Below are 13976 nucleotides of genomic sequence, written 5' to 3' on the forward strand. Positions count from 1 at the left end.
AACAACGGATGGTTGTGAATTGCTTTCATTTTTCAGTATCTTTGAGATACAACACAACCCGCCTCTTTCAATACCTACTATCATTGCTGTTGTGAATTGCTTTCATTTTTCAGTATCTTTGAGATACAACACAACTCGTTCTAAAACCTAAAGCGACCGTTTTTGGTTGTGAATTGCTTTCATTTTTCAGTATCTTTGAGATACAACACAACATTAGTTCCCCATAGTCTTACGCCTTCATCGTTGTGAATTGCTTTCATTTTTCAGTATCTTTGAGATACAACACAACTGTTATTTATTTTATTCTTCGTCGTCTTCGGTTGTGAATTGCTTTCATTTTTCAGTATCTTTGAGATACAACACAACTGGAAGTGGCTGCTGGTTATACTAATCCTAGTTGTGAATTGCTTTCATTTTTCAGTATCTTTGAGATACAACACAACTCTGTAGCTAAAGTAACGAATCCTGATCCGGTTGTGAATTGCTTTCATTTTTCAGTATCTTTGAGATACAACACAACTTTTAATCAACATTTGACCTCCTGTAACTTGTTGTGAATTGCTTTCATTTTTCAGTATCTTTGAGATACAACACAACAAAATATGAAAACTCTGAATTTTCAATGCGGTTGTGAATTGCTTTCATTTTTCAGTATCTTTGAGATACAACACAACCAGAAGTATTAGGTTGTCCGTAAAGATTTCGTTGTGAATTGCTTTCATTTTTCAGTATCTTTGAGATACAACACAACGCCTATCCCTATGAGCGTGTAATAGTTAGTGTTGTGAATTGCTTTCATTTTTCAGTATCTTTGAGATACAACACAACCTCTTCCAACGCAGGGCGGCAGGTTATGGCGTTGTGAATTGCTTTCATTTTTCAGTATCTTTGAGATACAACACAACACCCCGTAACGTGCGGGGTTTTTTTTATACGTTGTGAATTGCTTTCATTTTTCAGTATCTTTGAGATACAACACAACTAATAATTAGTATGGCAATGCTTGACCCACGTTGTGAATTGCTTTCATTTTTCAGTATCTTTGAGATACAACACAACGGAATTAATTCTAAATAAAATTGATGATGCGTTGTGAATTGCTTTCATTTTTCAGTATCTTTGAGATACAACACAACGATAATCCCTTTCTTTTTTCCAATCTAATTGTTGTGAATTGCTTTCATTTTTCAGTATCTTTGAGATACAACACAACTGGCGTCTCCAACTGGAGCTGTTAATTTCCGTTGTGAATTGCTTTCATTTTTCAGTATCTTTGAGATACAACACAACTTCCTCTATTGCTGGAGTTTTAGATAATTCGTTGTGAATTGCTTTCATTTTTCAGTATCTTTGAGATACAACACAACTTTAATTGCTATTTTCATATCTAAAATCTGGTTGTGAATTGCTTTCATTTTTCAGTATCTTTGAGATACAACACAACTGTATTTCGGTAGAGGAGGAACTTCAACTAGTTGTGAATTGCTTTCATTTTTCAGTATCTTTGAGATACAACACAACTTACAATCAATATAAGAAATCAAATATTGAGTTGTGAATTGCTTTCATTTTTCAGTATCTTTGAGATACAACACAACTTGTTGTTGTAATTGTATTACAAATATACCGTTGTGAATTGCTTTCATTTTTCAGTATCTTTGAGATACAACACAACAAAGACATAAATTCCATCAATTTACAGGTGGTTGTGAATTGCTTTCATTTTTCAGTATCTTTGAGATACAACACAACAATCCTTAATAATTCTTCTTTGCTCATAGCGTTGTGAATTGCTTTCATTTTTCAGTATCTTTGAGATACAACACAACTATTATTCTTCATTAATTCAGGCAGCAAAAGTTGTGAATTGCTTTCATTTTTCAGTATCTTTGAGATACAACACAACTGACCTTGTATCATGCTTAGATTTTCTTCTGTTGTGAATTGCTTTCATTTTTCAGTATCTTTGAGATACAACACAACGATTCATTACACTTCTGCAGTAGTAAATGTGTTGTGAATTGCTTTCATTTTTCAGTATCTTTGAGATACAACACAACTTTCTGGTACTAATCCATATTTAATAGACTGTTGTGAATTGCTTTCATTTTTCAGTATCTTTGAGATACAACACAACGGATATATCTACTCTACTATTCTGGATGCTGTTGTGAATTGCTTTCATTTTTCAGTATCTTTGAGATACAACACAACATAAAAGAGTGCTTGTAGTGAGTTATCCGAGTTGTGAATTGCTTTCATTTTTCAGTATCTTTGAGATACAACACAACTCGTCTGACAACACATATCTCAAGGCATCGGTTGTGAATTGCTTTCATTTTTCAGTATCTTTGAGATACAACACAACAGACGACCTCCCCGGTCTTTCTTCTTATCTGTTGTGAATTGCTTTCATTTTTCAGTATCTTTGAGATACAACACAACAACTTTGATATAAGCATACCCTACAAGTGGGTTGTGAATTGCTTTCATTTTTCAGTATCTTTGAGATACAACACAACCGGGCCTGCTTTACTCGCGGAACTCGAAACGTTGTGAATTGCTTTCATTTTTCAGTATCTTTGAGATACAACACAACCTTTTAACTACTAAAATCAATGCAAATATAGTTGTGAATTGCTTTCATTTTTCAGTATCTTTGAGATACAACACAACGTGATACTTCAAAAGGGATAGATTTTCCCAGTTGTGAATTGCTTTCATTTTTCAGTATCTTTGAGATACAACACAACTTTTAGATTTGACAAATCAAATTCATCATTGTTGTGAATTGCTTTCATTTTTCAGTATCTTTGAGATACAACACAACTCAAATTGATTTTGACTGATATCATCCCGAGTTGTGAATTGCTTTCATTTTTCAGTATCTTTGAGATACAACACAACTGATAAAGTAGATGTAACTACAGGTGGTGAGTTGTGAATTGCTTTCATTTTTCAGTATCTTTGAGATACAACACAACTTTTCGAAATACTCTAACCTGAGTCATTCCGTTGTGAATTGCTTTCATTTTTCAGTATCTTTGAGATACAACACAACATCGAGGACCAAATAAAGTGAATCTATATTGTTGTGAATTGCTTTCATTTTTCAGTATCTTTGAGATACAACACAACTGAAGATTCTCAAACCGTTCTTCTGAATGAGTTGTGAATTGCTTTCATTTTTCAGTATCTTTGAGATACAACACAACCCTTTTGAGTCTGTGGCTTCTTTGAAACCTGTTGTGAATTGCTTTCATTTTTCAGTATCTTTGAGATACAACACAACTTGTATTATTGACGGGTGGCAGGGGTTCGGGTTGTGAATTGCTTTCATTTTTCAGTATCTTTGAGATACAACACAACGTTCGATTTTCTTTTCCTGTCGGTCTTTCCGTTGTGAATTGCTTTCATTTTTCAGTATCTTTGAGATACAACACAACTGTGTTTTAAAAGCATCTCGCATTGACGTAGTTGTGAATTGCTTTCATTTTTCAGTATCTTTGAGATACAACACAACGCCATTGTCGATTAGGTTTTCAAGTAAATCGTTGTGAATTGCTTTCATTTTTCAGTATCTTTGAGATACAACACAACAGAAAAAATAACTGGTTGGTACATAGATAGGTTGTGAATTGCTTTCATTTTTCAGTATCTTTGAGATACAACACAACGTAACCTAAGTGGGCTACATCTTCGTCAGTGTTGTGAATTGCTTTCATTTTTCAGTATCTTTGAGATACAACACAACAATTACCAAGAAGGCGTAGTTAAGGAGGTTGTTGTGAATTGCTTTCATTTTTCAGTATCTTTGAGATACAACACAACCTCAAAATTTAACCCTCTGTTTTTCAGAGGGTTTATTTATATATTAGGATTCAGAAAATTAAAAAAGCTCAAGCTGTTGGAAGGTGGGTGGTGGCTCTTCTCTATTTCTAGCGAAAAAAATCTCAATATCTCCAAACTGTTTATCGGTAATACACATAATGGCAACCTTTCCGGCTTTTGGAAGCATAAATTTCACCCTTTTGATATGTACTTCAGCATTTTCCCTACTCGGACAGTGGCGTACATACATCGAGAATTGGAAAAGCGTAAACCCATCATCAATAAGTCTTTTACGGAATTGATTCGCATCCCGCATATTGGCCTTGGTCTCGGTAGGAAGGTCATACAATACTAAAACCCACATAATTCGGTATGCATTAAACCTTTCGGCATTCATATCTTAATTTGTAAAATGTATCATGTAAAAAGTAAAATGATTTTTACTTCATCATATTAATTCTGGGTAAGAGATTAGCCGTTTTTCTCCTGTATAGCATTTGTAAAGCGACGAAGCCGTAATTTTTACAGCAACCAGCAATGGTCTTATTTTTCCATCAATCTTCACATCTTTTGTAGCAATCTTTAGGATATGTGCTTTAAAATCTTTGGTCAGCTCTTCTGTATTCGGATTCATTTCCAGCCATTGCATCACCAAAAGATCTACAAACGGTCTGTAAGGCTCCATAAGATCATCTGCAAGGCAGTAAGGATTGTATTTATTCTTATGAAAAATTCCCAGTACAGGCAACAGACCTGTTTCTACAATCGCTCTTGCCACTATACTCCTCAATACCGCATAGCCAAAATTAAAAAACTGATTGGGAGATTCTCCAAAACGTTGTCTCAGAAAATCAAGACTGATGAGATATTTCCAGTAATGTTGCGCTGCAATACCCTCCATATTGGTAATATCACCACTTTTCACGTTGCTTTGATAGTCGATCATAGGCTCGTAATAATTGCCCAAGCTTAATAAAACCTCCTTTTGATTTTCGATCTTACACTCCACAGTCTGCTTCCAAAGCTGTTTTTTCAAAGGTTCACTGGCTTCCAGCTGATCTTTGACCCTATTTGAATGCTCAGTATGACCATACAAAGGCAACATAATTCCGTGTGGAAGATGATGAGAATCACAACTTACTACTACAACATTATTGCCCATCATTTTCTGAATCAACTGATGTGATAAGGTAATCTGAAAATGATCTAACATCAGCAACCCCAAATCTTCCACAGGAACTTTACCTTTGACTTCGTTGGATGATGCGTCTAAGATATACATTTGTTCATCTTTGAGTTTAAGATAAGCAGGATTGCCAATGTAGATGGATCGGGTGATCATTATAAATTTATGCTTTTAATATATTACCTATACGATCCGTTTTTATTTTCAAACAAGTTTCTTTTATCATTCTACCATCAATTGCTCGCTCCATTTTATTCAAAGCAGAAAACTCAGCTTTGTTTACTACTGATGTTGCAACATCTTGTCTTATAAAAAACAATTGATTTCCACTAAAGCTCACAACCTTATAAATATTCTGTTTCTTTTCTTTAGAAAAATCCTTAAAATCGATATTGATTTTATTTTCTACTTCATCTGCAGATGGCAAATAAACCAAATCATTTGGACTTAAATAAAAATCTTTTGGCCCTTTTAAATCTACAACATCTAAGCCTTGCTTCTGCCTTTCAATAACAATATTCAATGGAACACTCTCATAACTTCTTTTTCCTTTTTCATCTTCATAAACCGCAAAGAACAAATTGGTTCCTTTGGCTGCTTCTACATACTTATCTTTTTTATTGCCAGAATAACCAACTTGGAATTTACTACCCATTTCAAAGACTCTTACTTTATTAATAGGCTGATGGTCTTTTCCATCATTGTACTGTCTTATATTTTTATTCAAGTCTTCTATTCCTTCTGGTGAAAAAGCCAATTCGGAGCTACCTTTTGCAGTCAGATAATTTCTTAAAATCTTTTGAATCCCAGTATCAGTAATACTTCCAATAGTTTTCATATCAAAAGATGTGTCCAGACTTTTTCGTGTAGCGGTTAGTATTTTGCCTTTAGGCAACTTTACCCAGGCTAAGTTTACTTTCCCTGAAACAGTTTCTTTGTGCATTGGTTTTCTTATTGCCCAATTGATACCAGTTTGTACTACTTGTTCTTTAGTTTTAACACCATCTTTTTCTACGTATTTCTCGTAATAATTGGTGGCTTTATTGATGACACGTAGGTTCTGTTTGAAGCTTACCACAATATTTTCTAAACTATTTCTAGCATCAACAATAAAGGTTTCCCAAGGTTTTTTGAAAATCCATCTGTAGTTTTCTTTCGAGCCATCATTATATTTTTTATAGCATAAATTGGCTCTTAAATCATATCTAATAGTTTGTTTTTCATCTTTTGACTTACCTTTTCTTAGAGCGTATTCGTTATTCATATAGTTAATATGCTCTTTTGTCGCACAGGCAATAACCAGAGCATCCATAGCGTGATGGCGATGGTCTATTCTTTTCTTTGAAAAACCTTTTGAAAATTCAATAGGAACAGTTGGGAGATACTTTTGATGATTTTCATTCCAAGCAGTGAAATCTGTTGTGTTTGTCAGTTGATTCATTCTTTCAAAACGAGGTAGAATCAACTCATTCCAAACATCATTTAATCCCCAATCTTGTTTTAGGGTAGTTGTAATTTTTCCATTTCCGGGAACAATGTTTTTAGAGTTCACGCCTTCATCTGTACCGTCTTCCACACGTACAATATTGGAAAGAACACCAGAAATATACTTACTGATATAACGTGTATCATTCATCTGCCGCTCAATCATCTTTTCAGGAACCTCTTCCAGTAAAAGTTTTGCCTTTTTTCCTCTATTTTTAGCATAATGTTTTTTTATAAACTCTTCGTACTCATCCGCTTCAAAGATTTTAACTGTTTTTCCAAAACCACATTCTACAATCGTTCCGTGGAACTGCTTGATAAATGCCAATCCTATATAATTGTCTTTTAATTTATTAACTGCTGCCTCACAAATAATCTTATTACTAAAACTATCATCAAAGTACCGGCTTTGCGGAATAATATGCTCAATTTCATATTCCGGTGTGAATAATTTATTTAACGGAATAATTTGTCCTGTATAAGGTGATTTGTAGCCTTGTTCCAACCAAAGCTTATATCGTTTCAAATCAGAGGAACTCGGCTGGGCTGTTTTGCTGATTTTAAGCATCTCATCATCAATTGGAATATCCGAATTTAATACGCCATCTTCATAGATTTTCAAAATCTCCTGTTGCATTGGTGAGAATGGGCGCACATTTTCAACATTAGCATCATTCATCATTTCTGCCAACAAAGCTTTAATACGCAGATTGGTATTTTCGTTTTCTGTGACTTGGTTTGTAATTTTTTTACGGTCTTCGGCAGTATTTTTCATTTCCCGCCCTAACTCAATGTGAATTTCACTGAAGAAATCTTTTACACCTTTCCCGTATTGCACCCAAATATCTTTTACGACACGTAAAGTTTCTGTAATTATCTGTTCTACAATAGGGTTGCGTAGTGAATGTTGTTTAAACTCCTTCAAAAACATCTCTAAATCATCTCCAGAATTCCACTTTCCAATGATTGAAGCCTCTGAATGTCTCCCATAGATAATATACTGTGACAACCATAACTGCAGACCTTGAAAATGACTTTCTGTAGTAAGGTTTATCGCTTTTTCTCTTACCTTATCTTTGATATTTTCATCAAACTCTCCAGTGATGATTTTATCAATTCTTTCTTTTGAATGTTCATCAATATTGTCATAGTTCCAATATTTCCCTACTCGCATCAAAGGCAATAGTTTTTTAATCGCTTTCTCTGAAAACGAACCATACTCGCTCTTGAAAGGAGGAAATTTTTTGAATGCTTCAAAGAAAGATGTTTCATCCAGATTATTTTTTCTCGCAAAAGATTTTAAAGCCTTTTCATATTCAATTTTATCACTGACTGAATAGATGATATGCCAAATCTGTTGTTCTATTTCTCTTGTGAAAAAAGTATTCAAAATATTCTCAACTTTGCTCAACCTTGTAGAAATCATTGTTTTGGTTTCGTTACAAGGATATGTTTTTCCTTCAACATAATTCCAACGATATTTTTCAACTTCTGCTGTTAATAATTTCCCTTTAATGTCTTTTTGCTCTAGAAGGAATTTAAGCAATGGCTTTTGTTCAATTTCTTTTCGCCCGTCCAAAAACTCAAATAGGTTTTCCAAATCCCCATAAGAATTGATAAACTCTTTAGTCACATTTTCGTCGTCATCTTTTCTATAAATATTCAGGTTATACATCCATTGCCAGATACGGAACTCTTGATAATAAGGATTCGATTTCGGTACTGCTTTAAGATATTGCGTATGTTCTACACCATTTTCATCTTTATATTTTTTAAATTCCAATGTACAATTGGAAATAGATGACTTTTGACTTCTCAGAGGTCTTTGGTAAAAGATAATATCCTCTAAAAATAGATGGACGAAATCTTTTTTGCTTAATGTCAATTGATGGGCATCATTGTTTTTATACAATTCGCGTACAGAATCATTATACAAATCTTCATTCTGCAACTCTGGATGAAATTCTTTTTGCTTCTCCAAAATCTCTTTCAGCTCAGCCTTATAGAATTTCCTTTCGATAGTTCTTACTAATTTCCCTTTGATTTTTTGTTTAGGATTCTGAAGCAAAGTATCATAGATGTAGGTTCCAACAGTTTTATGAGAACTATCGATCTCTTGCTCTGTTTTCTTTTTCACAAGAGTCCAATCCGTTTCTGCTGGTGCTCTGAAACTTCTTCTCTCATTACCATCTTTATCTTTTTTGATACTTCCATCATCATTCAAATCAGTAGTTACAATGAAATCTCTGGTTTTATCTTTCCAGTCAAACAAAGGCGTTTTGCTTGCTCTGCGATAGACCCAGCCATTTTCTAAAGTAAGAGAATACCAAATGTCAGATTTCCCTCCTTGCAGTTCATCTGCTGTAACCTCTACAATTTTTAATGAATAGAATTCTACGAGCTTATTAGGGTTTTCTTCTTCCTCTTCGCCTCGCAATTGATAATAGCCACGCTTCTGATTAAAATTTAAAAGAATCCACGCCAATTCTTCTTTTTCTATTTTTTTAGATAAAGCTTTCTTGCGTAGATAATAAATTGTCCAGTCATAAGGTACCAATTTATCTTCACCTTTTTCATTTTTTAGAATTTGAGGTTGATGTGTTTTGAAATCAGCAAGCATCTCTTCGAAAGAATTTTTAAAGATAAAACTATCATTATTATAAGCTATCTTAGGTTCATTCTCAGTCTTAAATTTTCCAAAACGTTTTTCGAAATCAATCTCATTGGCAAAATGCTCGGGTAAGAACTTAATAATATTTAAAACCCTATGCAATCGCTCACGACGTAGCAAATATCGTTCACGAAGACGGCGAACACCTCTGTATTTTTTTCTATCTGCTGTTTTTGAAATTGATGCTCCTTCAGCAAATTTGCCTTTCTCTCCTTCATCCATCGGGATAATCCTGCTTCCCATCCCAATAATTTTTCCTTGTTTATTTTCAAAGTCTTGTTTGATTAAAGCCCAGCCAATCGAATTGGTACCCAAGTCTAATCCAAGTATATTTTTGCCCATAATTATTTTGTTTTTTGAAATCCTTTAAAATTAAAAAGAAAAAAAATCATACAAATGAGGAAATCCGTAATTCTATTAAAAAAATAAGTTTTAGATTTGTAATCGAAAGCAATTCACAATAAGGATTATTCCGTTGTGAAAACATTCAAGGTGGGGCAACTCGCCTTTTTTTATACCTATACATCGTGTTGAATGTTTCATTAACTCCTATTTTGAAAAATAAAAAAATAGTTAACTAAAACATTTAGCGCCTCGCCTATCTGTGGGGCATTTTTTATGCTCAATTTCCCTTACAAAAAAACCACCCTCTCGGGTGGCTCTCTTACCACAATCTAGATGACTGTGTGTTCTCCCAGATAGAAACTGTTGCTCGCAATAGTCTGCTTCTCGTTGTTCAGGAAGGCATAGACCTCCATTATTTTACCGATACAGTAGTTCGGTAGGGTTACGATAGCTTCAATATCCGACCTCAGAACAATGCCCTCAAAGATCTCAAAAGCTTTCAGTTCCTTGCAGTAGCAGATGAGTGAGACCTCATCATTGGGTCTGGCATTGCCTTGGGTGCTGTTGTCTTGCCAGTGCATTTCCAGAACACCTCCAACCTGCGTTGCCAAAGTGGCGTTTTGGAATCCGGTAAGCTCCCCTCTTGTGATCAGTACCTTGTTGAAAACAAGCTCCGGAATTTCTTTCACGACCTCAATAGCTTCGCTGATCGTGTAAGAGACCGCCAGATTCACTCTGGACTTCACCCCGCTACCTGCTCCAAAATACTTGGACTGAATGGTTTTGACCGGTTGCAAGAAAGTTACTGCCAGCTTAAATTTAGCCTGTTGCAGGAGTTGCTTTTCCGTCGGTTCTTTGTCAGACGGTTTGGGAAGGCTTCGCATAATGTCCTTGCCGCGCCAGCTAGTACCTACTACATTTCCTACTTTGCCTGAGAATCCACCTAAGATTCCTTTGTTGAATGTTGCCATAATTATTATTTTTTTAACATTTGTATAGCTAAGGTAGCGCAGAAAGACATCACTTGTACACCCGTGACCAGTATTGAACGCCTATGACCGGTATTGAATAAAAATGACCGGTATTTTTGATATTCCTTCGGGTCAGACAGTACATTCCTTCGGGTGATGTTCGGGAAAAAGATATTTTTTCCGAACATTACCCGAAGCGCACCAAGAGATGACCCGAAGAAAGTCATTGGGTTTTGAATACCCAATGGCTTAATTTCAAAAAGATAAAAAAATAAGGCTAGCTATAGCTCGCGCCGATTGAACGAATTTGATAGATCTTTTATACCGGATAAAAAATAATCTGTGACAATATTAAAGCTAATCAATCTGCTAAATCTGTAAAATATGCATGAAGAGATAAAGTAAGAATATGCAAATCAGACAGCTCTATTTCAACAGATTGTCTACCGAAGTTTTGGATACATAGATCTTGCCACCTAATTTTTTATGCACCAATTTTCCTTCCCTGCACCATCGGTAAAAGGTACTGTCACTGATTTTCAATAGAACCTTGACATCTGCACTATCATAGCATGTTACAGATAATGTATTGCTATTCACTAATTGGCTCATAAGGGAAAGAAGCTCTGCAAACATCCCGAAAAGGATATCCCTATCGGAAGGAACATTGTTTTTTCGATTTTTCATGATTTATGTGTTTTTATAAATTTAAAAATAATAAAAAAAACAATACCTAAAACACTAAATTTTAACACGTTATACCTTTAAGCCATATTTAATCTATTATAAATTGGTGTTAAAATAATATGGTTATCATTTCCAATTCAATAACATTTGTAATTTTATTTTATCAAATCCTTAATCAAATCAATCAATGGTCCATATTCCAAAATTGTTCTGTAAAAGCTCACTTTTTATTTTGATGCTTTTATCTGCATTCGGTTTTTCCCAGGATAAGGCAGAACAGGCTGTTCAGAATCTGGACCAGAATTTCCCTCAGGAAAAAGTGTATCTGATGTTGGATAAAAAAAGCTATGCTGCGGGAGATAACATATGGTTCAAAGCTTTTGTCTTTGATGGCTACAGCAAGTCCAATGTTTCCACAACTTTATTTGTAGAATTATACGACACCAATAAAAAACTGATCGATAAAAAACTTATTCCGATCTACAACAGCGAGGCAAACGGAAATTTCGCATTATCAAATGACCTGAAAGAAAACATCTATTACATCCGGGCCTACACGACCTGGATGACCAACTTTGGTGAGGATTTTCAGCCGATCAGATCTATTGCGGTCTATAATCCAAACTCGTCGGAGAAATTGATCAAAAACGATAATGCGGATTGGTATGTTTCAGTTTACCCGGAAAGCGGGACTTTCATTGATGGCATCAACACCAAATTTGCAGTTCGACTTTACTCAAAAGGAATCAAACCCAATACTTGGAATGGCTATATAGTCGACAAAGAAAAGCCAAATGTTCATCTTACAGATTTTAAAGGTTTTGATCAGAATGTCGGGCTATTTTCCATAACTCCAGAAAAAGGAAAGCAATATCAATTGGCGGTTATGGATGATAAAGGCAAAAAACAGGTCTCAGATTTGTCCCAAGTTTCAGAAAGTGGAATCAATCTGCAGGTTTCCAGCAAAACAGACAAAATTGAATACCAGATCAAATCAAATAATATTTCTGATGGTTCTGGTTATTATAAGATCGTTGCAACCATTGGAAGCCGTTTTGTTTACAAGGCCAGGATCAGGAAAGATTCTAATGGCGAGGTTTTTTTTATTCCTACCAATCAATTGATCAATGGAATCCTGCAATTCACGCTTTTTGATGAAACAGAACATGTCGTAGCTCAGAGACTCTGTTTTATCCAGCCACAGAATTTGAATATTTTAAAGCCTATTGTGCAATCGATTTCACTCAATCCTCAAGTAAAAGCTTTGAATTCATTTGAAATAAAATCTGATAATGAAGTTTCAGATCTGGCTGTTACTGTTTACGATGATTCCAAAATTGACCAGGATGAAAACATCCTTAGTTTCTTTTGGCTGACAGGAGATCTCACTGATAAAATTGATTCCCCTGCCCAATATTTTTCTGAGAACAGGAATACTGATGCTTTGGATGCCTTGTTGATCTCCGAAAAATGGACACGTTTCGATTGGAAAGACCTTATTGCCGGTAAATTTCCTGTCATCAAAAACAAACCTGAAAAATACATCTCTTACAACATCAGGATCACTTCAAATGGTTCTCCTGTCAGAAATACAAATATTAATCTGATGTTTGATGGCGAAAGATCCGGGTCAAAATTATTCACTGTCCCAACAGATAATAATGGCGACCTTACGCTTAAAAATATGGCTTTCTATGAACCTCAAAAAATCTATTACCAGGTAAAAGCGGACAATGCAGATGCTTTGATCATCCCCAAAGTGTCCTTCATCCCATTGAAAAAAGAGCTGCCACCCAATGATTTTGTCTTGATCAAGCGAAATCCAAATGACAAACCAACACCGGAAGCTTCTATTGCTATAGAAAATAGTCAGTTTGAGAAAAACCTTAATGAAAAAGTGACCAACATAGAAGAGGTAAAGCTGACCGCAAAGAAACTGTCGCCAACAGAAAAACTGAATGATGAACTCAGCAGTCCAATGTTCCAAAGTCCATCTGAGACCATTTTTGATTTTGTGAATGATAAAATGCTTGCCAACAGTGGTTCTCCTGATATTCTACTCTGGCTGGAAGGCCGCGTTGCAGGACTTCAGATACAAAGAGACGGCGCAGACATAGATGCCATCATCCGCAACAAAAAAGTGGATGTTTATCTGGACGAAGTTAAAACCGACTTAGAAGTCATCAGAGGTTTCAACATTTCCAATATTGCAATGATAAAGGTTGTGAAAGATGACTTTTTCGGGGGATTCGAAAACTCGAATGGTGCTATCTTGATCTATACCAAAAATGGCAACACTGGTTCTGAAGAAGTTTCCAAATCAATGACAGGACTTAAATTTTTCACACTGACAGGCTACGATAAACCCAGCACTTACAAAAATATTAATTATAATAATTCTGCCATCAAAACTCTGAAAGACAATAGAAACCTGCTGTATTGGAATCCAAAATTACCAATAGAAGTATCATCAAAGATAGAATTCTATAATAATGATTCTGCAAAGAAATACCGGGTAATCATTTCAGGGTTTGACAACAGCAAGCAGCTACCTGTCTTTTATGATAAGACATTGCCTTAAAATCAGTATTTATACCCTATATTGAATAACAGGATAAACTTAGCTTTGATATAAATATTTCTGCTATGTTGACACTGATGATTTTTGGTTCATTTGGTTTGGAACTAGTTGTACCCATTATTTTATTTTCTCTACTTTTTATATTTCTGTTAAGAGAAAAGACCTCCAAACGAAAGTGATCGAAACCTATATTTTTGGTTCAAAAAACACTATTTTCGC

General features: G+C 34.9%; 6 protein-coding genes and 1 CRISPR repeat array (1 of these 7 running past the window's edge). Of the genes, 1 reads left to right on the top strand and 5 read right to left on the bottom strand.

Features of this window, described 5'->3' with window-relative positions:
- A CRISPR array of direct repeats spans positions 1-3831; the repeat unit is 47 nt; unit sequence GTTGTGAATTGCTTTCATTTTTCAGTATCTTTGAGATACAACACAAC; it begins 1760 nt to the left of the window's first position.
- A gap of 58 nt (positions 3832-3889) precedes the next feature.
- The 5 genes from cas2 to RTX21_RS01485 form a co-directional block, all read right to left on the bottom strand.
- The gene (gene cas2, locus RTX21_RS01465; protein WP_312764909.1) at positions 3890-4228 is read right to left on the bottom strand and encodes a CRISPR-associated endonuclease Cas2; all 339 of its coding nucleotides are present in this window, start codon (positions 4226-4228) and stop codon (positions 3890-3892) included.
- A gap of 51 nt (positions 4229-4279) precedes the next feature.
- A complete protein-coding gene (cas1, locus tag RTX21_RS01470) occupies positions 4280-5173 on the bottom strand; it encodes a type II CRISPR-associated endonuclease Cas1 (RefSeq protein ID WP_312764910.1) in 894 nt (297 codons plus the stop codon).
- A gap of 7 nt (positions 5174-5180) precedes the next feature.
- On the bottom strand, positions 5181-9515 hold the full coding sequence (gene cas9 / locus RTX21_RS01475; protein WP_312764912.1) for a type II CRISPR RNA-guided endonuclease Cas9: 4335 nt from the start codon (positions 9513-9515) through the stop codon (positions 5181-5183).
- Positions 9516-9847: 332 nt separating this feature from the next.
- The gene (locus RTX21_RS01480; protein ID WP_312764914.1) at positions 9848-10489 is read right to left on the bottom strand and encodes a DUF6266 family protein; all 642 of its coding nucleotides are present in this window, start codon (positions 10487-10489) and stop codon (positions 9848-9850) included.
- 426 nt (positions 10490-10915) lie between these two features.
- Positions 10916-11176 carry a helix-turn-helix domain-containing protein gene (locus RTX21_RS01485; RefSeq protein ID WP_312764916.1) on the bottom strand — a complete coding sequence of 87 codons (261 nt, stop codon included), beginning with the start codon at positions 11174-11176 and terminating at the stop codon, positions 10916-10918.
- 187 nt (positions 11177-11363) lie between these two features.
- On the opposite strand from RTX21_RS01485, the gene RTX21_RS01490 reads away from it, so the two are divergent.
- A complete protein-coding gene (locus RTX21_RS01490) occupies positions 11364-13757 on the top strand; it encodes a hypothetical protein (RefSeq protein WP_312764918.1) in 2394 nt (797 codons plus the stop codon).
- The last annotated feature ends 219 nt before the right edge of the window (positions 13758-13976 follow it).

Source organism: Epilithonimonas sp. (assembly GCF_032054305.1).
Taxonomy (GTDB): domain Bacteria; phylum Bacteroidota; class Bacteroidia; order Flavobacteriales; family Weeksellaceae; genus Epilithonimonas.

Bases quoted from the DNA above. Each gene is read 5' to 3' on its own strand.
- cas1 (WP_312764910.1), bottom strand. From the start codon at position 5,173: ATGATCACCCGATCCATCTACATTGGCAATCCTGCTTATCTTAAACTC.
- cas2 (WP_312764909.1), bottom strand. From the start codon at position 4,228: ATGAATGCCGAAAGGTTTAATGCATACCGAATTATGTGGGTTTTAGTA.
- RTX21_RS01485 (WP_312764916.1), bottom strand. From the start codon at position 11,176: ATGAAAAATCGAAAAAACAATGTTCCTTCCGATAGGGATATCCTTTTC.
- cas9 (WP_312764912.1), bottom strand. From the start codon at position 9,515: ATGGGCAAAAATATACTTGGATTAGACTTGGGTACCAATTCGATTGGC.
- RTX21_RS01490 (WP_312764918.1), top strand. From the start codon at position 11,364: ATGGTCCATATTCCAAAATTGTTCTGTAAAAGCTCACTTTTTATTTTG.
- RTX21_RS01480 (WP_312764914.1), bottom strand. From the start codon at position 10,489: ATGGCAACATTCAACAAAGGAATCTTAGGTGGATTCTCAGGCAAAGTA.